Source organism: Leptolyngbya sp. 'hensonii' (assembly GCF_001939115.1).
Lineage (GTDB): Bacteria > Cyanobacteriota > Cyanobacteriia.
Genome location: NZ_MQTZ01000017.1, coordinates 181,484 through 205,053, shown reverse-complemented (window position 1 = coordinate 205,053; position 23,570 = coordinate 181,484). Strand labels below are relative to the sequence as shown.

Sequence of the window (23,570 nt, the reverse complement as noted above, 5' to 3'; positions counted from 1 at the left end):
TAAGCTTGATGTGAAAGTTTTCTATTTTCTAGTGTTGCTATCTACTGCAAACTGCCTGGATAATTAATCTTGTTTTGTAATTCCAATAAATCATGATCTCTAAACGGAAGAGAACCTAAATCAAATAGTTTTTGTTCTTTAGCTGTATGGTTGAACCATTCAGTAAAATCTCTCACCAATCGCTTGACAACATCAGATCGTATATTGTCGATTAGATTTGTACTAAATTCGTTAAATACAGATTCAGAAATTGAGTTTGGATAAAAAATAAGATAAATATGTAGTTGTATAAGGTTTTCGAATTTATCAATATCTCTGGCTATTTGTGAATTGATTGAAGGTTTTTCAAGCTCATTAGATTGAAGAGTGCTTTTAGCAAAATCCAAGCAATTTAGATAGATTTCATTTGTTCCATGCAGATTTGCATAGGTCTCTTGAAAGCGAATGTAGTCTAAAACCATCTGGTTTAATAGACCAGCCTTATTCTTTTGGGAAATATCCATATAGTGGGGGATAAGATCACCAGTATAAATCTCAGTAAAGTCATGGAAAGTTAATATATCTTTTACCTTAGCCTTGTTATACTCTCTGTCATAGGCGCTATTCTGTTCAATATTAGTAGGAAGCAAGAATTGAGCAAGCCAAACGGTTAGTATAGTGTGGTCAGCAACAGATTCTATGCGCCCAAAATCAAAAAATTCTTGAATTTCTCTTTTAATCCATCCACTTCTGGGTGTCCATTTTAATCTATATAAATCGATTATAAAATTCCACGATGTACGTCCAATATGTAGATCTAGTTTTATCTTTTTAAGATATTGCTCTAAATCGACTAGAATTCCCTGACCATAGGTCAAAATAAAATGGATAACTTTACGGGTAAAATCTATTTGTTCTTCTGTAATGAAATTGGATTTTAATGCATTGTAGCGAGATTCAGTAAAAGAGACTAAAGTAATAATTAGATGTTGCAACTTAAGGGAAACATCAAACTTTTCAAGCGAATCTTCAGAGCCTGAACTTCTGCTTTCATCATAATCTTGAAACTGCTCGTAAATATCATTTATTCTTTGAAATTCCTCAAGAATTCGAGTCTCGAGCGCTATAAAACTGTTAGACCAATCAGAATTTTCAGAGTCACAGTAGCAATCTGGAACTAAATCTTTATATGGCTGTTCATCACCGTAATATATACGATGATATCCACGATCAATGCTGCGCATTTCCTTATCAAAAATAAGTTGATGCAAAAAATCTTCAATAAGCTTTGCTGGCCATGCACGCACCGCCATATAACTGACAGCAATAGTTCTATATTGAGTTTTCAACTGTATTCTTTTTTTATTGCCGAAGTCAGAATGCTCTTGTATTTTGTCTAGCTCTTTCAATTTTTCTAATCTATCTTCTATTCTTTCCCGCGCTCTATCTAAAATATTATTAGTCATTTCATTATTAGAACATCTTCCAAGAAAGTAAAACAAAATGTTTTCGGTTTGTGCAAGATTCTCACTGTGTTCCGATGTCTTATGTATATAATCTAGTATTCTTTCGATACCTCTGGAGAAGTTTTTTTGCGGATCTAGGCTATCAATTAGTTCACGGGAATATATATTTATAGATCTGGGAAAATCATATCCAATAATATCATTGTCGATACTTTCCCTAAACTTTTGATCTAGGTATCTCCCCTTGCCAGCCCCAGCATTGTGAATAAAATGGATTACATACCAAGATGCAAGGAAATCACGAATTACTTTAGTTTCAATCAAAAATCCCCACGAATTATTTTTTCGATCTTCATTGGTAATGCAGAGGCTTTTATAATTAGGCTTTAGATCTGACCTAGAATAAAATGATTCGATTACTATTTTGTAAGCTAATAGAGCTATGCCTTCTAGATCATTTAGATTTTTAAATCCAAATTTATCCTGACAGTATCTTTCAATGTAACGGGCTAAAGATTTTATTTCTTCATAGCTAGGATCATCGATCTTAAGATAAACAATTGATAAAATAAATTGGTCAATTTCTCTTATATTAAGATTTTTCAACTTCTTTTTTAATTGGGAAGCTTTAAGATCCAGATTTCTATTGATAGTCTCTTTGTTGTATATCCTATTGTGAAGAATAATGAATAGCTTTAGAAAATGTTTAATTTCTTTTCCTTCTACATTAATGGATTTAACTCTAATAATATCATTCTGAAAATGAGAGGAATTAAATTCATTCTTCTCATTCAAATGACTTTCAACAGTTCGTTCAAACTCATCGGAAATTGACCAAATAACTGCATCAACTTTTTCGGAATCATTGATGATATCTTCTAGGATTTTGTCTAATAAAAATTCTGAAAAATCTTTCGAGCGAGAGGTAAGCCCATCAATCATTAGAAGAAAGTTTTGGCTACTGCTTTTTGATATGAAGCTTGCCATATTATTAACGTCAGCCTTAATATATTCTCTGGGCTTGTCCGTGCCCACATAGTCAGTAAGATTGATATATAAAGGTTGAAGCTGATTGAACCTAGGCGAATATTCTGAAACCAGGAAAGAATAAAGTCCTGAAAGAAAAGTAGTTTTTCCAGATCCTTGCCCACCCCTTAACACCACTGAATGAATTGGTCTTGTTCTATCTATCCTCCTATTCGGGATTCGAGCTATAAAATCGATAATATTAAGTTCTTGATTATTTTGATTTACTATTGTTTTGCTTGCAAAGTCTAGAAGTTGATTTTTGTCATCTTCAGTATTTATAACTAGATTGTCAGCAAATCTGGGTTTTTTTACTGAAGACATAAATCCTTTGGATTCAGCGGGAGATTTCATGTCAACCAACTCCAAACGCTGTTGATTTGGATTGATTAATCTACAAAATTCCTGATTCTCGGTAAGAAGTGAAATAGGTGTTCCCCACAACGCTTTTTCCCTAAAGCTTTTATTCGTTTCAGTGATAACGCCAACCAGCAAACTCCCTACAAACAAGGATGTTCCGCTGATTCCACTCCATTCTTCTGGGTTATCTGGAATTGGGGAGGTTACTTGCAAACGGAACTGCTTCTCCTTTAAACCAGCAATTTTGCTTAGCCTCCCTTCCAATGGTTCTGGGTTCTGACGGCCTTGAATGATTTGAACGCTCGGAAACCCATATCCCCATGCATTGAGAGATTCACCTCCTAGTTTTCCAAGTTTGATATCAGAATCATCTTGATCTAGAAATCTAGGTCTATGGCCGATTAACCTCAGCAGCGCAAGGTCAAAATTCCTATCTTTCCAACATAACCTCGCTCCCTTTTCTCTCCATATGAGTGAGCCTTCTTCAACTTCTCCGATGAGACGGACATCATAAAATGTTTCAGCACCCTCATCACAGTCAACTATGTGACTTGCTGTGAGAATTAAATCATCCCGAATCAGATAACCTGTTCCTCCACATTGAAGATGAGGATTATGTATCTCGATAACACGCTTATGATTCATATTGAAGAGAAAAGGGAAAATGAGAGATTACATTGGGCGTTCCAATTGTTCCTGAGAAACGCGAATTGCTTTTCCACTACTATCTAAAGCCTGTAGAGTCAATTTTAACTTATGCTTACGAGCATCTTTTTCTTTTAAGGCAAGCTCTCCCCCAAGTACCCACCAATTAACTTTGGTGCCAGCACTTCCTTCACTCTCTGCAACTACTTCTAGCTCAATCTCAATTGAGCTTATGTTGAGTTTCAAATCTGATTTCTTGCCCTGTTCCTGTGCAAGATTTAATTCTTCCCGAAGATTGTTTATTGCATCACTTAATCGGATCAACGCCATACTTCTCCACATTATTAAGAATAGTGAGATGAGGAAATGAATTTTTTGTATCTTCTACGAAAAAACAGCCATAGACTGTATGCATAACAATCGACTAAAAGACGTTCTCTGCCCATTTTCCGTATAGGTGGATATAGATATATCCGCCGCTGCCTATCTATCTATAGTGGGAATATGAGCAACGAATAATCTGCATATTAATCCCGTTTACGCAAGATAGACAGCAAAGGTTCATATCTCTTTAGATTTACTCTCAGAAAGAATAAATGAAGATCGGCTACTAAACCCAGGTACAACTACCAAGCAGTGGCCAACTCTATCCACTTTCCTAATTTCAAAGTTTTGGAACCTGGTAATTGCGCGTGACACGGGCATCAACCCGATCGGCCATCACCCTACCCACGATCGCACCAGGTTCTCGGCTGATTATGGCGATCGGTGTTCTGCCTGACGAATTGCTTCACGAAAGTCCATCACCGCATTAAACTGATCATCCGGCTGGACGTACCGAGCTAGCAGAGCCATATCCAGGTCTGGTAGGAGTTCACTTGTGACGATTAACTCATATCCGGTGGGACGCAGATGATAAATCGAAAATTGATGATCCTGCCACTGCCACACCTCTGGCACCTCCAGACCTTGATAAATCTCCAGCTTGTTGACCAGGCCACTGGTGATCACAACCTCGATCGCCAGATCAGGGAACTCCTTTTTGGACCCCAAGCAGTAGCATTCATCTGGTTCTAAGCCTCGTCTTTTTGCAGCCTGACGAAAGGTGGTGGAACCCCCAGCATGAAACCAGGTGCGTGTCTCCTGCAAGTAGGCTTCGACCAGCATCCCAATCATTTTCTTTAAGGCTTCGTGCTCTGGAGAGTTGGTCATAATTTCCAGGGTTGCTTCCAGATAGCTCAATCGCAAGGTTGGGAAGTTGTCCCCCAGCACATTAAGAAGGGCCTCGTATTGATGCCAATCCACACCATGAAGCAGTACTCGCTGTTCCGTAGGAGAATCATGGGGTTGAGTTAGGAGTTGAAGCGGCATATCAGGAACCCCTCAAAGAGAGTACGAACTTGCAGCCATACAAAAGCTGGTGACGGGATTTGAACCTGCGACCGGCCGATTACAAATCGGCTGCTCTACCACTGAGCTACACCAGCACTCGATATTCAATATAGCAAAATGTGCTATAGAGGGCTAACCCGCATCAGGGTTTGGCCGTACTCTACAGGCTGTCCATTCTGTACGAGAACTTCGAGAATTTCACCCGCCACCTCGGCTTCCAGTTCGTTCATTAGCTTCATGGCTTCAATGATACAAACCGTCTGACCGGGACGAATCCGATCGCCCACATCCACAAACGGAGGCTCATCGGGGCCTGGAGCCCGATAAAAGGTGCCCACCATGGGGGAGGTAATCTCCACCCAGGTTTTGTCTGCAGCAGGAGGGGGAACAGGGGCCGGAGCGGCTGCACCGTCACTGGCAGATCGGGTTGGGCCTGAAGCAGGGACATGTGGTGCAGCAGAGTTGCTTACTGGCGCAGCCACAGATGGCAGGGGGGTGGGATTACCCTGCCCAGTATGACCAGTTGCCTCGATCGCCACGATCGGCACATCACCCTTCAGACCTCGTCGGACTGTGAGTTCAAAATCCTCACTCTTCAGGGTTAATTCCGAAATTTCGGTCTGCTCCAGGGAGGTCAGAAATTCACGCAGTTCACTCAGATTAATTTGCACAGTTTAGCGAGTCCTAATGCTTACTCTCGACCCAAATAGGCATCGGTACGAGTATCAACCCTGATGCGCTCTCCCACTGAAATAAACAGCGGGACCATGACCTGGGCACCCGTTTCGACGATCGCCGGTTTTGTCCCACCTGTTGCTGTGTCACCCTTAACACCGGGATCAGTCTGGGTGATTTCTAGAACGACGGAGTTTGGAAGTTCAACCTCCAACACCTGTTCATTCCAGCGGACTACGTTCACTTCCATGCCCTCTTTCAGATACTTGACCCGATCGCCGATCTGGGCTGTGGTCAGACGGGCTTCCTCGTAGGTTTCCATCTCCATGAAGACCAACTGGTCCCCATCTTTATAGGTGTGTTGCATGGTGCTTTTTTCCAGGGTAGCCTGAGGGACCATTTCCCCAGCGCGGAAGTTTTTTTCCAGCACACTACCCGTTTGGGCGTTTTTTAGTTTTGTCCGAACAAAGGCTGAGCCTTTACCTGGCTTGACGTGCAGGAACTCCACAACGCGCCAAACGTTCCCTTCTAGTTCGATCGTGGTGCCCGGTCGAAAGTCATTACTGGAGATCATGAATCTTGATTGATGCGGATCAGCACTTCATTGTACAGCCCAGAGGGGACGCTCCGACAATCCCCCCTGGAATCTGTGAAGGAGTCATTTGCAGAGGACGGCCTGTGGCAAGATCAGTTATGGAGTCTCTACTCCCTGAAAAGAAATCTGTACCAAAGCAACCTTTATGCTTCTCTCCCAATTTTTCTCTGACCTTCAAAAGATCCGCCTCCTTGGCCTCTTGCGTCGCGGCCTCAAGATTAGTCTGCTGATGGGCCTGGTGCTATTTCTGGTGTTCAGTTGGGCTCATGGGGCAGCCTGGGCTGCTGATCGGGTCAGTCGCCTCCCTGCTGGGAATGCGATTACGGATGGTAAGGCACTCCTGAGGTATGCCTTGCCGATCGACAATGGTCTGATTCGAGATGTGCAGATCAGTCTGGAAGATATTTCGAATCAATTGCGAGGGAAGCGTTGGACGGCAGTCACCAAAGATGTGGCGAAGGTTGCTGGCATCCTCAGAGACCATCAGACCGATCTGGTGAACAGCGTGGCTCCAGCGCAGCAACCCCAGGCCCAGGCCCTGATTTCAGAACTGCAAGCAGGCATCGGGACGCTGCAAACGGCGATCGAGGCCAAGGACAAACCGGCGATTGCAGTAGAACGGAGCAAACTGCTGGACCGGGTGGGAGCTTTAGAAGAGCTGATGGTCCAGAAATTTCCCTTTCCTGTTCCCGCTGCTTACAGCAATCTGCCCCAACTGAAAGGACGGGCCACGATCGCGATCGAAACCAGTAAAGGGCCTCTGACGGTTGTTGTAGACGGCTATAGTGCCCCGGTTACCGCTGGTAACTTCGTGGATCTGGTGAATCGGGGATTCTATAACGGATTGAAATTTATCCGGGCCGAGGAATCTTATGTGCTACAGTTTGGCGACCCGGATGGGCCAGAACAGGGCTTTGTTGATCCGAAGACGGGGCAATATCGGGCTATTCCCCTGGAAGTGCTGGTGCGGGGGGATAGTGAGCCCACCTATGGGATCACCCTGGAGGATGCTGGGCGATATCGTGATCAGCCCGTCCTTCCCTTTTCGTCCTATGGGGCTCTAGCCCTGGCTCGCCCCGGTGACGATCCGAATGGAGGTTCCTCTCAAGTCTTCTTTTTCCTGTTTGAGCCAGAGTTGACCCCAGCTGGGTTAAACCTGCTGGATGGGCGTTATGCCGTCTTTGGCTACCTGACAGAGGGGAGGGATGTTCTGGAGAAGTTGAAAGAGGGCGATAAGATTGAATCAGCCAAAGTAATTCAAGGGTTAGAAAATCTGGCTTAGCCCTAATCTGCATGATCGAGGTCATGATGTACGCTGTGTTTCTCATTGCAGTTGCCCTGCTCATTGGCTTGCTGGTTCGGAATGCCATGCAGGAAACGCGGCAGCAGCGACAACTTCAGGAGGCTTTCTACCGGTTGCTGGAAAGCCAGAATGGCTGCATCGCTCTGATTCAACTGGCTGCCACAGCTCGAACAGATGCTCGGTTGGCACAGCAATATCTGGAGCAGCAGGTCAAACTGTTTGGGGCCTCCTTAGAAACGGATGCCGATGGTGATCCGTTCTATCGCTTCCCTAAATTGAAGGGACTGCCGGAGGAGACGGACCCTGGGGAGAATCCGTGAGCGATCGCGGGCTGACGGTTCGGGATCTGGGTGAGCAGGGATTGCTCCAGCGACTGCAACGATTCTGTCCGATCGGAATCGTGGGTGACGATGGTGCTGTTCTGGACAGCCAGACCCTTGATTCAGCCGCCATTGCCCCCGGTCAGTCCCTGATCGTGACCACCGATCTCCTGGTCGATGGGGTGCATTTCAGTCTGGGTTTGGCTCAGCCAGAGGTCTACACGACTACCCCTGCAGATGCAGGCTGGCGAGCAACAGCAGCTAACCTCTCCGATCTGGCGGCCATGGGGGCGACCCCGATCGCCCTCACGGTGGGTCTGGGTTTGCCAGGGGATTTGCCATTGTCCTGGCTGGAAGACTTGTATGGGGGCATGGCCGCTTGCCTGGAGCAATATGGGGGAGCGATTGTCGGCGGGGATATTGTCCGCTCTCCAGTGCTGACGGTGGCGATCACAGCTTTGGGACAGACACAACAGGGACGGATTATCCAGCGATCGACAGCCCAACCGGGGGATGCGATCGTGATCACGGGTAGCCATGGCAACTCCAGGGCAGGGCTGGAATTGCTGCTCCATCCCGATCGAGGGCAGTCTGTCTCAGAGGCCAATCGGGCTGAGTTGATCCGGGCGCACCAGCGGCCCATTCCCCGCTTGGACGTGCTGCCCTGGCTGTGGACCGATGGGGCCGATCGGGTCACGGGCATGGATAGCAGTGATGGGCTGGCGGATGCGATCGTCCAGATTTGTCGCCTGAGTGGGGTGGGGGCGATCGTCGATCGGTTAGATCAGGCCATTTCTCCTGCCTTCAGTGAGTGGGTTACGCCCGAACAGGCGCTGGACTGGGCTTTATATGGGGGTGAGGATTTTGAATTGGTTCTCTGCCTGCCCCCACCGATCGCTCAGACCCTAGTGCGCCATCTGGGGCAATCCGCAGCCATTATTGGCAGTATTACTGTCAACCCCCAGGTTCTTTGGGTTGATCCTACCTGCAATGTGTTGCAGGAACTCACTCTGGATAAAGGATTTCAGCACTTTTAGGGAGTATTCCGACAGTCCAAAAAGTAAGATTTCTACTGAGATCGTCCCATATGTAGATCTGCTTGACTACTGCGCTAGTGCACTAACATCCCTTACAACCATTGGAGAAGATCGTCGAGCGGTTCTCTGTAGCCTTTCATGGTAAGAGGTTATGTTACAAAAAAGCAGGGACCGATTTCTGTCAGCCCCTGCAATTCAGGTTTCTTAATTTTTTCGCAATATTCCAGGGAATTATCCCAGCAGACCTGGGATGCCGATCGATTCTCTTAGGCGACCCACTTCTCAGCGACGACTTCGGCCAGGTCCACAACCCGCTGGCTGTAACCCCACTCATTGTCGTACCAAGCCACGACCTTCACCATGTCGCCACCCATGACCATGGTTAGCTCAGCATCCACGATCGAGGACTCATCGGTACCCCGATAATCGGTCGAAACGAGGGGCAGATCGCTGTAAGCCAGAATACCCTTGAGCGGACCTTCGGCAGCAGCTTTCAGGACTTCATTCACTTGCTCTGCGATCGTGCTCTTCTCGACCTGCACCACCAGGTCCACAATCGAGACGTTGGGGGTAGGTACCCGCAGCGCGATCCCGTTTAGCTTGCCAGTCAGCTCGGGCAGAACCAGGGCTACCGCTTTAGCAGCCCCCGTGGAGGTGGGAACGATGTTCATGGCTGCAGCCCGAGCACGCCGCCAATCTCGGTGGCTGGCATCCAGCAAACGCTGGTCTCCAGTGTAGCTATGGGTGGTGGTCATTGTTCCTTTGATAATGCCAAAGCTCTCGTGCAGCACCTTGGCGACCGGAGCCAGACAATTGGTGGTACAACTGGCGTTACTGATGATGGTGTGTTTGTTGTGATCGTAATTCTGGTGGTTCACCCCAACCACGAAGGTGCCATCATCATTTTTGCCGGGAGCCGTGATCATGACCTTCTTGGCCCCTGCGTTAAGATGCTTCATAGCACCATCACGGCTGGTGAATACACCGGTCGATTCGATCACTAAGTCAATATCCCACTCTTTCCATGGCAGGTTTTCTGGATTCCGGTCAGAGGTGCATTTGGCTGTTCTACCGTTGACGGTAATGGAATTGTCATCGGCGCTAATATCAGCCTTGAACTTACCCAGCATCGTATCGTATCGGAGCAGATGGGCATTTGTTCTGGGATCGGAGGTATCGTTGATGGCAACGACTTCAAATCCGCTGGTTGAGCGCTCTGCCCAGCAGCGCATGAAGTTCCGTCCGATGCGTCCAAAGCCGTTGATTGCTACTCTAATCACTGCGCCTTACCCTCTATCTGCAAAAAATTAACAAAATTTTTGGTATTGCCCAAGATCATACCGCAAAGGCTGTTACTTAAAACTCTCATGATCCCTTTAGAAACTGTTGCAATCACGACCCCTCGAAAAATTGCTGCCTGTCCCCCCTATCTGCCGCCTTGGTGGCTTCGTTCCGGTTTGGCCATGACCCTGTACACGGCCCTCTGGGCTAGCCGTACCTGGGAAAAGACGATCGTGGCTGCAGAGCCTCCCTATCGGGACTTGCTCTTTGCTGGAGCGGGGGAAGTGCCCCTGTTTGGCCGGATGGCGATTCCGGAACGTTCCAGGGGAACGGTGATCGGTACTTACGGAATTACGGGTGATCTGGATAACCAGTGGTTTCTTCGGCTGCTGGGCCGCAAAGCCTTTGCCCAGGGCTATGCTGTGGTGCTCTTTGACTGGCGAGCCCATGGTAAAACCGCTGAGCTTTCCCCAACTCTGACCTCTGATGGGTTGTATGAAGGCACAGATTTTCTTTACATTCTGGAGCAGGCCAGTCAGCTTGGCTGTCCGGCCCCTTTTTGCTTTACAGGGTTTTCCCTGGGCGGGCAACTGGCCCTCTGGGGGGCAAAAGCGGCTCAGGAACGGGATGACTTTGGAGGAGCAGCAGTGATCTGTCCCAGTCTGGATTCGAATCGTTCCCTCACCTATCTGGAGCAGGCTCCCTTAGGGAAATACTTGGAACGGGCGATCGCCCAGGAATTGCAACGGCTGGCCTACCGTCTGCGGGAATTTCATCCTGATCATATTGACCCGGCTGCGATCGAACGGGCTCAAACCATCCGCCAGTTTGATCAGGAACTGGTGATTGCAGGTCTGGGCTTTCCGTCGGTGGAAGCTTACTACGAGGCCAGCAGTGCCTTGCCCCTGCTGCCCCACCTGACCAAGCCTACCCTGATCCTGTATGCGGCAGATGATCCGCTGTTTTCCCCTGCGATCGTTCCTGATCTACAGCAGATCTGTGGGATGAATCCAAACCTGGAGTTGATTTTGACGGCTCACGGTGGCCATGTTGGCTACTACAATAGCCGGGCTGGGCAACGAATGGCTGGTGATGCCGATCCCTGGTGGGCCTGGAACCGAGTGTTGCAATGGTGGGATGGGGTTGTTGACCAATCCCGGTGATAATGGTGTCGCACGATTCTGCCTCTGCTATGGATTCCAACTCCCAAATTGCTGCTACGATCGCCCGTCTCCGTCGCTTGACCCAGGCCAGTATCCAGTCTGGTTGGCGCTATCATGAGGGAGATCTGCCCAGGGCTGAAGCGCTGCAATCTGAGTTCTGGAGCCAATGGCCCATCGCTGTGGTGAATGCCAGGGGTCATGTTGCCTGGGAGCGGGGACGGCTGGTGCGCTGGCTGGTGCAGCGTTTGGTGGTACCTGCTGACCTGGAGGGCTATCCCCTGGAAGGATTGGCCCTGCGGCTGTCCCTGCTGTGGTGGGCAGAACAGGTGCAGGTGTTTGTCCAGGGTGAGTGGGTGCAGGCGGGAGATCTGTTCGATTGCGCCCCTCGCATTCTGCTACAGGCTGCTGTGCAGATCGGGGAGACCATCGATCTGGCCCTGCGGCTGGTCAGCCCTGGCCATGATGATGGAGCATTGATGCGCGCCCTCTGTCTCTACGAAGTTCCTCCAGAGGCTGGGGAGAACCGGCTGGAACCGGGATTCGTGGCCGATGAGCTGGCGGTGCTCGAAGGGTATCTGGCAGCATTTCAGCCGGAGCAGGTGCCCCAGATGGCTGCAGCGCTGAGTTTGTTGCAGGGGGTGGCGGTGACCGATCGGGAACGGTTTGACCAGGCGATCACCCAACTCCGCCAGACCTTGATCCCTCTGGCGACGGGTCTGAAACAACGTCGGATTGGTTTGCTGGGGCATGCCCATCTGGATCTGGCCTGGTTGTGGCCGGTCTCTGAAACCTGGGCAGCCGCCGAGCGGACGTTTCGATCGGTGCTGTCCTTGCAACAAGACTTTCCGGATCTGATTTTCTGTCATTCCAGTCCAGCACTCTATGCCTGGATTGAGGACCATCGTCCGGCTCTGTTTTCGGAGATTCAGGCCCAGGTCGCTGCGGGACGTTGGGAGGTCGTCGGTGGGATGTGGGTGGAACCGGACCTGAATCTGATTGGGGGGGAGTCGATCGTCCGCCAGATCCTCTATGGTCAGCGCTATACCCAGCAGAAGTTTGGTCGCATCAGCCCGATCGCCTGGTTGCCCGATACCTTTGGCTTTACCTGGCAGTTGCCCCAGCTCCTGAAACAGGGTGGGATTGATTACTTTGTGACTCAGAAACTGCGCTGGAATGATACGACACAATTTCCCTATGCGGTCTTTCAGTGGCAGGCCCCTGATCGTACCCAGGTGCTGGCCCTGATGTCGGCTCCGATCGGGGAGGGCATTGATCCGGTGAAAATGACCACCCATGCCTGGGACTGGGAACAGAAGACGGGGAGTGGCGCAAGCCTCTGGCTTCCTGGTGTGGGGGACCATGGCGGGGGTCCGACTCGCGACATGCTGCAGGTGGCTGGCCGCTGGTCCCACTCTCCTTTCTTTCCAGAGATCGTGTTTACGACGGCTGAGGCTTATTTGCAGCAGATAGCGGCGCAGGATGCTCGTCAGGCGCTGCCTGTCTGGGACCGCGACCTCTATCTGGAGTTCCATCGAGGCTGCTATACCACCCATGCCGATCAGAAGCAACAGAATCGGCAGTGCGAGAGTTTGCTGTATCAGGCCGAACTGTTCGCGTCCCTGGCGACCCTGGCCACGGGAGCCGTTTATCCCAGAGCCGATCTGGAAAGAGCCTGGAAACATACTTTATTTAATCAGTTTCACGACATCTTGCCGGGGTCCTCAATTCCGGAGGTGTTTGAGGAGGCTAATCAGGGTTGGGCTGCAGTCCGACAAATCGGGGAAGGGATCATGCAGCGATCGTTGCAGGCGATCGCCACCCAGATCCAATGGCCTCCAGCGCCCAGGCCTGAGGCCCGTCCCTTGGTGGTGTTCAATCCCCTGAATTGGGAGCGATCGGAGGTGGTGGCCCTCCCAGGGTCTGAGTTGTCTGATCGTCCGGACTGGCAGGTGCTCGATCAGGCGGGCCAACCTGTTCCGGTCCAGTGGAGCCAGCGCCAGGGTGCCCTGTTGTTTTGGGTGGCGCAAATTCCCTCGATCGGCTATCGCGTCTTCTGGCTCTGTCCGGGGGAAAAGCAGCCAGAATCTGTCCCAGTTGCAACCCGGCCCATGCTGGAGAATGATTGGCTGCGGGTGGAGGTGGATCTGACGACGGGGAATCTGCTGACGGTGTTTGACAAGGTCCAGCAGCGGGAAGTGCTCCAGGGATCGGGGAATCATCTGCAGGCATTTCAGGATAGTGGCCAATATTGGGATGCCTGGAACATTGACCCGGCTTATCAGGAGTGCCCCTTACCCCCAGCGGAATGTCTGTCGGATTGGGGCCTGGAGGTGGGGCCTTTGCAGACTCGGCTCTGGGTGACGCGACGGGTGGGCCAGTCCGCCATCGGTCAGGACTATGTTTTATCGCAGGGATCTCCAGTGCTCCAGATTCAGACCACTGTGGACTGGCAGGAGCGACAGACGCTGCTGAAGGCCGCGTTTACGTTCAATCTACGGGCGGAGGTCGCAACCTATGAAATTCCGCTGGGTGCGATCGCCCGATCGACTAGCCCCCAAACCCCAGCCGAAAAAGCCCAGTGGGAAGTTCCGGCTCTGCGCTGGGCAGATTTGAGTACTGGAACCTATGGGGTGAGTCTATTAAATGATTGTAAATATGGTTATGATGCTCAGCCCGATGGGTTGCGCTTGACCCTATTGCGAGGGACGAAATGGCCGGATTTCCAGGCGGATCTGGGGCGTCACCAGTTTACCTATGCCCTCTATCCCCATCCGGGAGATTGGCGATCGGCCCACACGGTGCAGCGAGGCTATGAGTTAAACCTGCCGTTGCAAGCCCTGGTGGTTGCAGACCCTGCATCACCTACAGCCTCTCTGCCAGCAAGGGGGAGTCTGCTGGATGGACAGGCAGAAAATCTCGTCTTTACGGCGCTGAAATCGTCAGAAGACCCCCCTCAAACCTGGATTTTGCGCTGTTATGAATGTCATGGCGAACCAGCCTCAATCGCGCTCCAGAGCGATCTGGGGTTGACGATCGATCGGGCTGTAGATTTGCTGGAGAACCCTGTGCGGGAGCAGGGGACAGAGGTGGCTCCCTGGCAGGTGGTCAGCTTCCGGCTGCGGCAGGGCTGATCGCAGCAGCTACTCTCGCAGACCCCAGGACAGAAGCAGGAGGAGCAGCACCCATCCCAGCCAGTTGGATAGAAAAAGGTGTAGCCAGCCGAACCAGTCTCGTAGGGGAAGCATGACGATTTCGGAAAGCAGGCTGCCACCAGTGAGGATCAAAAATAGGATGGCGAGAATGAGGGTGAGGCTTAAATTCAAAATGGCTGTAATTTATGGCAACTTTCAGGTTTCCTTCTGCGTCCACTATAGATGGAAGCAGGAAACTGGAGATTAAAATTCTGGCTGGACAAAGCTGCTAATGTTTAGCGTGGCCGATCGGATTTCCATTACCCTCAGAGTTGCTTCAAACCGTGTCCCTATTCGTTTGATCATTTAAGGAGGTGTCAGGATGTTCACTCAACGCATGACAGGGTTAACTCATGGTGGGTTCCTGGCTCTTTCAATACTGGCTTTGGCTGCGCCTGTTCTAGCCCAGTCTTCTAACTTTGGGACCATGACCCTGGCTCCCGGATTTTCTGCATCCGCAGGAACAGCGTCTGGCTACACGGGTGGATCGGTGTCTCTGGCGTCTATTGCTAACCAGGATCGGGATGGCAATCTCTGCCTGGGTTACGGTGGAGATCGGGAAATGCCAGATCATGTGATCGTTCTTCAGCAAGATTTCTCCCAACTGACCGTGGAGTTTAAAGACAAGCGACAACCGTTGACCCTGTTGATTCAGGGACCGGGTGGTGTTCGTTGTGGCGAAGGTCGGGTAACTGGCCCTGGCTGGTCCTCAGGAACTTATCGGCTCTGGGTCGGCACGCCAGACCCTGGACGCCGATCGAACTACACCCTGTTTGTGCGGCAGTAGGGGTCCGACTGGGGGATATGCGGTCGTCCCCCAGAACGCTAAGATAATGATTGGCCTCTCTCAGCGTAACAACTGTGTTTTCCAGACTCATCGCCGACTTCCGGATCATCTTCGAGCGGGATCCTGCAGCCCGCAACTGGTTGGAAGTCCTGTTTTGCTATCCTGGGTTGCAAGCTCTCGTTTCCCATCGTTTGGCCCACTGGCTGTATGTAGTGGGTATTCCTTTTCTCCCCCGGCTCATGTCTCACATCACCCGATTTTTGACTGGGATTGAAATTCATCCGGGAGCGCAAATTGGCACAGGTGTGTTCATCGATCACGGGATGGGTGTGGTGATTGGTGAGACAGCGATCGTAGGCGACTATGCCCTGATCTACCAGGGGGTGACTCTGGGCGGAACGGGAAAAGAGAGCGGGAAGCGCCACCCCACCGTGGGCGAGAATGTAGTTGTGGGTGCCGGAGCAAAAGTCCTGGGAAATATCCAGATTGGCAATAATGTCCGCATTGGGGCTGGGTCTGTGGTGTTGCGGGATGTGCCATCAGATTGCACGGTCGTAGGTGTTCCGGGCCGGATTGTGTATCGGTCTGGTGTGCGAGTGAATCCCCTGGAGCATGGTAGCCTGCCTGATTCGGAAGCCCAGGCAATTCGCGCCCTGGTCGATCGCCTGGAACAATTGGAGCAGCAAGTCGAAGATTTACGCAGTCGCCAGTTGATGGAAGATTGCTTTGCGAAAGATCCAGTTGCAGTTGCGGTTGTGAAGGGGCTGTCGATCGAAACCCTGGAGCTTCCTGCCCATAATCCTCCTACCCATGCCAATGGGAGCTGCCGCTTACAGGACAAGGTGATTGAAGAGTTTCTGGATGGCTCCGGAATTTAGGATCGAAAACTAAATAAAGTAAGGGTTTGGGGGCTTCGCCCCCAAGCAGGGGCAACGCCCCTGCACCCCAATGGTTCATCTTATTTAATTCGTGCTCCTTAGGGATTAACAGTTTGAATTGACCAGTTCAGGTCCTGGGTTTTGAGGTAGAGGGAGCGATTTTGGGGATCGCCTCGCAGTTGCAGGTGATCGACCCGATCGGGCTCCAGTAGTAACAGGCAGAATTGTGATAAAGGGTGCATCTCATCAGGCTTCTGGGCTTGAAAGGCTGCTGCATCTCCACGCCCTTGACCCGGATGGGGCCAGGTAAACTGCTGGCGGGCAGCATCTGAGAGATTTTGCCATGCGGCTGCATGGGCCTGCTGGCGGGTGGGGTCTGGATCACCGGATCGGACCAGGACCAGAGACCCGGCGATTCGGAACTGTTCTCGCGTTTGGGGAAAATACCAGCACACCTCTCCCCAAGGAGAGGTGCCAATTTCACTGACCTTCTGGCTGCGATCGTCGGTGACGAACTGGAGTTGGTTCGTACCATCCAGGAAGCCGCGAAACACGAGGGTGCGGTTGGCGGGTCGTCCGTTGGGTCGAACCGTTGCCAGTTGTACGTAGCGGGCGTAGGGGAGGGAGCGGTTGCGATGCAGTGCTCCGGTCAGGAGCGATCGCCAGGGAGCGAGAAGCATAGATGGGGTCAGCCTAATCCTGCGTCAACCAGATTAACCCGATGATTGAGGAGATGCCTCACATCCGCGAATTCTTCGAGAAGCCGGGGATTTGGTTGTTCACTCACCCTTTTTAAGGATTTCTACTCTACTGGTAGTGGACAGGAGATTTCTGAAGTACTATAAATAGTCTTCATGTGAACACTAACTCGCCGTCACTTACCAGGAAACTTAACCCATGGTTCGAGAACTTGAGCGCACCCGTTCAGCCGCTGGCCTTTTCCCGGATACTGCCCCAGCAGCTTATCCCGTCTTTTTCCGGACCTACAGTCGCCGCTATGGCAACCATCGGGAAACCTGGGAAGAAGTCTGCGATCGAACGGCGGATGGTCTGCTCAAGCTGGGTCAGTTTACCCCTGGGGAGGCGGCCCTGATCAAGCACATGCAGCGGCAAATTAAAGCCCTCCCCTCTGGTCGTTGGCTCTGGGTTGGGGGGTCGGAGTGGATCGATCGCCAGGAAAATTTCTCTGGAGCCTATAACTGCACCAGTACCAACGTGATTGACTGGCGGGCTTTTGGCCTGATGATGGATCTGGCCATGATGGGCTGTGGGACGGGGGCCATTCTGGAGTCGCGGTATATCAATGCCCTGCCCCCAATTCGCAACCGGTTGGTGGTAACCCTGGAAGGTGAGATCGGTCAAACCCCGCCTGATCTGCGGCGGGACTTAACAGAAGTTCAGATTGATGGGAATCAGGTCTGCCTTTATGTGGGAGACAGTCGCCAGGGCTGGGTCGGTTCTTACCAGATGCTGCTGGAACTCTCCACGGACGAGCGGTTTACGGGTGAGGTACAGGTCACGGTCAATTTGAGTGATGTCCGTCCAGAAGGGGAACCCCTGAAGGGCTTTGGCGGTGTGGCCAACCCGATCAAACTACCAGGACTGTATGAGCGTTGTGCAACGATTCTGAACCGAGCGATCGGTCGAAAAATGACTTCTGTGGAGTGCTGTCTGCTGATTGATGAAGCGGCGGCCACTGTCGTTGCTGGAAATATCCGGCGCAGTGCGGGCATTCGTCAGGGGGACAGTGAGGATGCTGAGTTTGCCATCGCCAAGGATAATCTCTGGCAACAGGATGTGGCAGGAAACTGGCGGATTGATCCGGAGCGGGACGCCTTGCGGATGGCGAATCATACCCGTGTCTTCCATCGCCAGCCGACCGAGCAGGAATGTATAGACTCGGTGCGCAAACAGTTTTACTCCGGAGAGGGTGCGATCCAATATGCGCCGGAGGCGATCGCCCGATCGAACCGAGATCTGTTAACCACCTCTGAACTGAGAGCTGATTTTCTACGCGCTTACATAGCAGGCCAGGGCAGGCAGTGGCTTCAAGATCGCTATCCTCAGATGGCCAGTGCGGAAGTAGACCATCGTCTCGGCAGGTATGGGTTAAATCCCTGCGGAGAAATAATTGGGAAAAACTTCCACTGTAACTTATCTGAAGTTCATCTCAACCAACTTGACCCCCATAATTTTGCAGAACAAGCAGACGCTTTTACGGCAGGCGCTCTGTCCGTGGCTTCTCTACTCCACCACCGGTTTTTGGAGCCCCGCTATCAGTACAGTCGGGACATTGACCCGATCGTGGGAGTTTCCTTCACGGGCCTGTTTGATTTCTTTGTCCATGCCTTTGGGGTGGAGTGGCTGCGCTGGTGGGAGGCGGGTCGGCCCGATACCATCACCGGTCTGGAGTTCAAGCGGCGGGAGCGGGACTATCTGACCCGCTGGAAGGAGATTGTCCATCAGGCAGTCTGGGATTATTGCGATCGCCATGGGCTGAGGCGGCCTAACCGCTGCACTACCGTGCAACCGGCGGGAACTAAGTCCCTGCTGACGGGGGCGAGTCCGGGCTGGCATCCTCCCAAGGCTCAGCGGTTCATTCGCCGCATTACCTTCCGTAAGAATGATCCTGTGGCGCTGGCCTGTCTGGAGTACGGTTATACCGTTGTGCCCTCCCAATCGGATAAGGATGATCAGGGCAACCTGCTCCATGATCCTTTTGCCCCCCGTTGTACAGAGTGGTTGGTCGAGATTCCCGTTGCGGTATCCTGGGCGGATCTGCCGGGGGCGGATCAGATTGAGATTGAAAAGTTCTCCGCCGAGGCCCAGTTTGATTTCTATATGCAGGTCCAGAAGTACTATACGACCCATAACACCAGTGCCACTCTGGAACTGCGGGAAGAGGAGATTGAACCTTTGGCCCGGCGCATTTATCAGGCGATCGCAAATAATGATGGCTATATCAGTGCGGCTCTTCTGGCCCGTTTTGATGCGCCTTTTCCCCGGTTGCCGTTTGAGAAGATTAGCCAGGAAACCTACGATCGGCTGCAGCAGGAGGTGCGGCAGCGGCGTCAGACGGAGGATTTCTATGGGGCGTTGCTCCGATATGATCTGGGTCAATTGACGGTGGAAGGACCTGCAGGTTGTGACAGTGACAAGTGCATGATGCCGGAGAAGCAGTAGGCTCAGAAGGCGGTGATCGCTTTCAGGGTTGCTTTCTTGGCCTTTGGTTCGACGATCGGGGCTTCGAATTCTTTGGTGCTTTTGGGATCTAGCTGGGTGACGATCGCCATGGCGTCACCCGCTGGTTTTCCAGCTTCGTCGTAGAGGTTAAATTCGAGTTTGACATAGGCATATCGTCTGCCGGATGTATTCTGGATATGGCCGACCAGGTTGGGATTGGCGTATCGGGTTTGCCAGGTGAATTCCAGTAGTTTGATCTCGGATTTCCCAGAGCCTGGGGTTTTGGAGGGAGTGGTGCTTGCCTGCGGGGATGTGGCTGGGTCGGGTCGGGTGGCGATCACGAGCTGGTAAATGACGTACCCAATCAGGCTCAGGCTGAAGGTGATCGTGACTAGGATGGCGGCGGCATGGCCCAGCCAGGTGCGATCGGGTCTGGAGCTCGTCTGGGAGGGCTGTTGGCTGCTGGCTAGGGGGCGAGGCTGGGGGGCGGGGTGGCTCTGGAGGAAGGCTTGGTTCTGAGGGCAGGGGTGAGGGTTAAAGGGGAGGCGAGGCTCCGAGGAGACGCGGGGCTGGGTAAAGACACGATTTATCGCGTCTTTACTGGCTGGGTTTAGGGGGAACTCTGTGCTCCAGGCTGGGGTGGTGCTTCCGATCTGCTGGCCGGAGAGGATGACGTGGGTGATGCCTGTGGGACGCAGCTTGAGTAGCCCTTGCTGGGTGAATTTGACCAGGTTGTCTCGATCGGGGACGGTCTTGCTGCTCAGGGTAATCTGGAGACAGTTGCCCCGGACCTGGGCAGTGGCACTGACTCCGGCGGGTTCTAGGAGCCGGTTCATGAGGGTGGCAATGATCACAGGGTCTCCTTGGCGGGCCAGTTCCAGAGCCAGATCTGTGGTTGATCGGGGGTCGGGGTTTGCTGCAGAATGGAACGCCTCAAACTGAGTCATAATACAAAATTAGTACAACCGGTTTAAATTGCAGGGATATGCCACGATTTCTCCACCTGGCCGATATTCACCTGGGCTACAACAAGTATGACAATCCCCAGCGAACGATGGATTTTTTTCGGGCGTTGCGAGATGTGGTTGAGCGCTATGCTATCGGCGAACAGGTTGATTTCGTCTTGATTGTAGGAGACTTATTTGAATATCGAAACATTCTACCGGCAACCCTGAATCAGGCCCAGGTCTGTTTGGATCTGTTGCGGGAAGCGAATATTCCGGTGGTTGCGGTAGAAGGGAACCATGATTATGAGCCGTTTGGGACGAAGGCGAGTTGGCTGCGCTATCTGGCGGATTGGGATCGGCTGATCTTGCTCGATCCGGAGTCGCCCGATCGGCTGGAACCCTGGACAGCGGAGACGAAGCAGGGGGGCTATATTGATCTGGATTGTGGGGTGCGCCTGATCGGGTCCCGCTGGTATCGATCCTCTGCACCCCAGATGCTGGCTCGGTTGGCGACGGCGATCGAGCAGTTGCCTTCTGGGCCTGACCATACGGTGATGCTGCTGCATCATGGTCTGGAAGGACAGATCGCCCGCTATACTGGGGCGTTGCGGTATGCTGATTTGCTGCCGCTCCAGCAGGCTGGGGTGGATTATCTGGCCTTGGGTCACATCCACAAACATTATCAGGAGCAGGGCTGGATCTATAACCCGGGGTCTCTGGAAGCGAACAGTATTGTTGAAGGCCGCGATCAGATGGTGCGGGGAGTGTACCTGGTGGATCTGAATGGCCAGGGAATCCAGGCGGAATTAAAGCAGGATTATTATCAGCGGGCAATTCTTCGCCTCAGCCTGACGGTGAACCGTGACCAAACCCGCAAAGACCTGGAAGCAACTGCGATCGCTCTGATTCAAACGATGGCTGATCGGGGAGAAACCCAGACCAAAATTGTCGAGTTACGTATCCAGGGGCAGGTGGGGTTTAACCGGCTGGATCTGAATGTCCGGGACTTGCAGAAAACCTTGCATCAGATCAGTCGGGCGCTGATTTTCCTGGTGAAGTACGATGTGGCGGGCACTCGCTACGAATCTCCTATCTCCAGAACGGGCGAGGGGGAACTCCCGACCCGAGGGGAGATTGAACGGATGGTATTCCTGGATTTGATTGCGGCCTATAGTGAGTATCAGGGGCAGGGGGAGGCGATCGTGGCCCAGATGCGCCAATTGAAAGAAGAGATTCTCGCCAAAAAATCAGAGTTAGGGGCTAAAAAAGAGGAAGGACGGGCGATCTCAGAGCTGTATACGATTGTGGAGGGTTTAATGGCTCAGAGATGACTCTGGTTAACCCAGTTGGTTCAGGCGATAACCCATGCTGTGGACAGTTTCAATCAAGTCTTCTGCAGCCCCTGCAGCCTTTAGCTTTTGCCGTAATCCTCGGATATGAACTTTGACGGTATGTTCTTCTGGAGACGCTTCTGATGGCCAGACGTGCTCAATGATGACACTGCGGCTTAAGACACGCCGACCATTGCGTAACAGCAGTTCTAAAAGGGCATATTCTTTGGGCGTGAGATGGATGGGAGTATGGTTATAGCTGACTTCGTAAGTACTGGGATTGAGGCGTAACTCTCCCCATTCCAGGATCGGCAGGGTTGTGGCGTTACCACGACGGAGCAAAGCTCGAATTCGAGCAAAGAGCTTCTGCAAATCAACAGGCTTCACTACATAGTCATCAGCACCCACATCTAAACCTGTGATTTCATCGCTGATGGTATCACAGGCGGTCAGAATCAGAATCGGGAGGTTATAACCGTGCGATCGCAGCCGATGACAGAGACTAATCCCATCCAGTTCAGGTAACATCACATCCAGCAACAACAGGTCATAGTCCATGGTCTTCACCTGATGCCACCCGGTTTCCCCGTCTGTTACGAGATCAACGACGTAACGCTGGTCAGTGAGTGCTTCTGCTAACGTTTCCGCCAGTCTCAAATCATCTTCGATCAGTAAAATCCTCATAAATTCGGCAGTGAGGCAAGATAAAAGCAATTTGTTGGATTGAACGCTCCTCCTTCCTATGCCCCTATTTACCCAGCAGCGAGGATTGCTCATCACCACAATTCTATGGGAATTTGCCCCCCAAATTTCTGTTTTATCGGGAATGGCTAACCTGGGAAATCCCTTTTCCTGCAAAAGTTTTGAGAACAAATATTGCAGAATTTCAAGATTTATTGATTCCACTCATTCTTTCCGATTTTTTTCCGGTTTTCTGATCAGTTTCCTTACGGTGTCTATGGGATTCTGAAATTTCAGAACTCCCTGCATCGGGTTGGAACGATCGTCAGAGCATGGGATTGGGGTTGATGCACTTCCTTGCATGGAGGTGGCTGTTTTATGGCCCCACTGGATCCTCGGCTGTCGGGATACTCCTGGACTGGGTGTTGTATCTATTTGGAGATAGGGATTCATGGCTTTTGGACCAGCCTCCCGTTTGGGAGTTAGCCTATTTGAAGAAACTGCCCCGGTGGAGTGGGTGCCTGGTAGTTCGGATGGTGAGCGGGAGCAGATCATTCGAGCAGTCTATCGGCAAGTTTTAGGCAATGCCTATGTGATGGACAGTGAACGCTTGACGGTTCCTGAGTCTCAGTTTAAGCGAGTTGAACTCAGTGTCCGTGAGTTTGTGAGAGCAGTAGCCAAGTCGGACCTCTATCATTCTCGATTCTTTACCAGTTGTGCTCGTTACCGGGCGATCGAATTAAACTTTCGCCACCTGCTGGGCCGCCCTCCCCTTAATCTGGAAGAAATGCGCTCCCACAGCATGATTCTCGATACGCGAGGTTTTGGAGCTGAGATTGATTCTTACCTCAATAGCGATGAGTATCAAACCCATTTTGGAGAAAATATTGTGCCCTATATCCGGGGCTATAAGACAGAGGCTTGCCAGAGTATGGTGCAGTTCACCCATACTTTTGAACTAGTACGGGGAGCCTCAAGTAGCAGTTTGAAGGGTAATTTGGCCGGGAAGGCTCCTCGCCTGAACAGCTTGCTGATCCAGTCTGTGCCCACGGCTGTAGTTTCACCGATCAGCCCAGGATCTGCATTCCGTAACCCCTTGGGTAGTGCCCGGACCCGCCTGGGTACCGGGGCAGATGAGCAAGGCAAAGTGTACCGGGTGGAGGCGACGGGCTACCGTGCTAGCAAGACCAGGCCGGTCTCCCGTTTTCGCTTCAGTAACCAGATCTATCTGGTGCCCTTCAACCAGCTTTCAGCAACCTACCAAAAGATCCATCAAGCGGGGGGAGTGATTGCCAGTATTACGCCTGTGTGAATGAACAGCGTTGAATTA

The 23,570-nt window shown here is 51.5% G+C and carries 19 protein-coding genes and 1 tRNA gene; 10 read left to right on the top strand and 10 right to left on the bottom strand.

Translation table 11 applies throughout. The annotated features are described in order from the left end of the window. Nucleotides 1-41: 41 nt before the first annotated feature. The 6 genes from BST81_RS06480 to efp all read right to left on the bottom strand — a co-directional run bounded on the left by BST81_RS06480 (nt 42) and on the right by efp (nt 6,117). Complete coding sequence (locus tag BST81_RS06480) at nt 42-3,476, bottom strand: HD domain-containing protein (RefSeq protein ID WP_075597711.1); 3,435 nt, start codon at nt 3,474-3,476, stop codon at nt 42-44. Between the two features lie 27 nt (nt 3,477-3,503). After that, nucleotides 3,504-3,806: a trypco2 family protein gene (locus tag BST81_RS06475; RefSeq protein ID WP_075597710.1), complete on the bottom strand. Its 303-nt coding sequence runs from the start codon at nt 3,804-3,806 to the stop codon at nt 3,504-3,506. 426 nt (nt 3,807-4,232) lie between these two features. Beyond that, nucleotides 4,233-4,847 (bottom strand): Uma2 family endonuclease, encoded by a 615-nt coding sequence (locus BST81_RS06470; RefSeq protein WP_075597709.1) that lies wholly within the window; start codon nt 4,845-4,847, stop codon nt 4,233-4,235. Between the two features lie 44 nt (nt 4,848-4,891). Further along, nucleotides 4,892-4,963 (bottom strand) — tRNA-Thr (locus BST81_RS06465). 27 nt (nt 4,964-4,990) lie between these two features. Beyond that, the gene (accB, locus tag BST81_RS06460) at nt 4,991-5,539 is read right to left on the bottom strand and encodes an acetyl-CoA carboxylase biotin carboxyl carrier protein (protein WP_075597708.1); all 549 of its coding nucleotides are present in this window, start codon (nt 5,537-5,539) and stop codon (nt 4,991-4,993) included. 20 nt (nt 5,540-5,559) lie between these two features. After that, on the bottom strand, nt 5,560-6,117 hold the full coding sequence (efp, locus tag BST81_RS06455) for an elongation factor P (RefSeq protein ID WP_075597707.1): 558 nt from the start codon (nt 6,115-6,117) through the stop codon (nt 5,560-5,562). 166 nt (nt 6,118-6,283) lie between these two features. Here efp and BST81_RS06450 point away from each other — a divergent pair, with 166 nt between their 5' ends. From BST81_RS06450 to thiL, 3 genes are read left to right on the top strand one after another with little or no spacing between them, the layout of a single operon-like run. Continuing rightward, complete coding sequence (locus tag BST81_RS06450; RefSeq protein ID WP_075597706.1) at nt 6,284-7,420, top strand: peptidylprolyl isomerase; 1,137 nt, start codon at nt 6,284-6,286, stop codon at nt 7,418-7,420. Between the two features lie 23 nt (nt 7,421-7,443). Beyond that, entirely contained in the window at nt 7,444-7,761 is a 318-nt protein-coding gene (locus BST81_RS06445; RefSeq protein ID WP_075597754.1) for a hypothetical protein, read from the top strand. Continuing rightward, entirely contained in the window at nt 7,758-8,798 is a 1,041-nt protein-coding gene (gene thiL, locus BST81_RS06440) for a thiamine-phosphate kinase (protein ID WP_253188102.1), read from the top strand. Before BST81_RS06445 ends, thiL begins: the two co-directional genes overlap by 4 nt. 266 nt (nt 8,799-9,064) lie before the next feature. Here thiL and BST81_RS06435 read toward each other — a convergent pair whose 3' ends face one another. Continuing rightward, entirely contained in the window at nt 9,065-10,078 is a 1,014-nt protein-coding gene (locus BST81_RS06435; protein ID WP_075597705.1) for a type I glyceraldehyde-3-phosphate dehydrogenase, read from the bottom strand. Nucleotides 10,079-10,165: 87 nt separating this feature from the next. Here BST81_RS06435 and BST81_RS06430 point away from each other — a divergent pair, with 87 nt between their 5' ends. The 4 genes from BST81_RS06430 (at nt 10,166) to cysE (ending at nt 16,098) form a co-directional block, all read left to right on the top strand. Continuing rightward, a complete protein-coding gene (locus tag BST81_RS06430; protein WP_083636699.1) occupies nt 10,166-11,242 on the top strand; it encodes an alpha/beta fold hydrolase in 1,077 nt (358 codons plus the stop codon). Nucleotides 11,243-11,271: 29 nt separating this feature from the next. Then, the gene (locus BST81_RS06425) at nt 11,272-14,373 is read left to right on the top strand and encodes an alpha-mannosidase (RefSeq protein ID WP_075597751.1); all 3,102 of its coding nucleotides are present in this window, start codon (nt 11,272-11,274) and stop codon (nt 14,371-14,373) included. Nucleotides 14,374-14,755: 382 nt separating this feature from the next. Then, nucleotides 14,756-15,220, top strand: a complete 465-nt coding sequence (locus BST81_RS06415) for a hypothetical protein (protein WP_083636698.1) — start codon at nt 14,756-14,758, stop codon at nt 15,218-15,220. 74 nt (nt 15,221-15,294) lie between these two features. Continuing rightward, nucleotides 15,295-16,098 carry a serine O-acetyltransferase gene (gene cysE / locus BST81_RS06410; RefSeq protein WP_075597703.1) on the top strand — a complete coding sequence of 268 codons (804 nt, stop codon included), beginning with the start codon at nt 15,295-15,297 and terminating at the stop codon, nt 16,096-16,098. 98 nt (nt 16,099-16,196) lie between these two features. On the opposite strand, the gene BST81_RS06405 is transcribed toward cysE, so the two are convergent. Beyond that, on the bottom strand, nt 16,197-16,778 hold the full coding sequence (locus tag BST81_RS06405) for an Npun_F5749 family FMN-dependent PPOX-type flavoprotein (protein WP_075597702.1): 582 nt from the start codon (nt 16,776-16,778) through the stop codon (nt 16,197-16,199). Nucleotides 16,779-16,995: 217 nt separating this feature from the next. On the opposite strand from BST81_RS06405, the gene nrdJ reads away from it, so the two are divergent. Then, a complete protein-coding gene (nrdJ, locus tag BST81_RS06400; RefSeq protein ID WP_075597701.1) occupies nt 16,996-19,281 on the top strand; it encodes a ribonucleoside-triphosphate reductase, adenosylcobalamin-dependent in 2,286 nt (761 codons plus the stop codon). A gap of 2 nt (nt 19,282-19,283) precedes the next feature. Here nrdJ and BST81_RS06395 read toward each other — a convergent pair whose 3' ends face one another. Continuing rightward, entirely contained in the window at nt 19,284-20,228 is a 945-nt protein-coding gene (locus BST81_RS06395; protein ID WP_075597700.1) for an FxLYD domain-containing protein, read from the bottom strand. Between the two features lie 38 nt (nt 20,229-20,266). On the opposite strand from BST81_RS06395, the gene BST81_RS06390 reads away from it, so the two are divergent. Then, nucleotides 20,267-21,559: a DNA repair exonuclease gene (locus tag BST81_RS06390; RefSeq protein ID WP_075597699.1), complete on the top strand. Its 1,293-nt coding sequence runs from the start codon at nt 20,267-20,269 to the stop codon at nt 21,557-21,559. A 6-nt stretch (nt 21,560-21,565) separates the two neighbouring features. On the opposite strand, the gene BST81_RS06385 is transcribed toward BST81_RS06390, so the two are convergent. After that, on the bottom strand, nt 21,566-22,243 hold the full coding sequence (locus BST81_RS06385) for a response regulator transcription factor (RefSeq protein WP_075597698.1): 678 nt from the start codon (nt 22,241-22,243) through the stop codon (nt 21,566-21,568). A gap of 448 nt (nt 22,244-22,691) precedes the next feature. Here BST81_RS06385 and BST81_RS06375 point away from each other — a divergent pair, with 448 nt between their 5' ends. Beyond that, entirely contained in the window at nt 22,692-23,552 is an 861-nt protein-coding gene (locus BST81_RS06375) for a phycobilisome linker polypeptide (protein ID WP_075597696.1), read from the top strand. Nucleotides 23,553-23,570 lie beyond the last annotated feature (18 nt).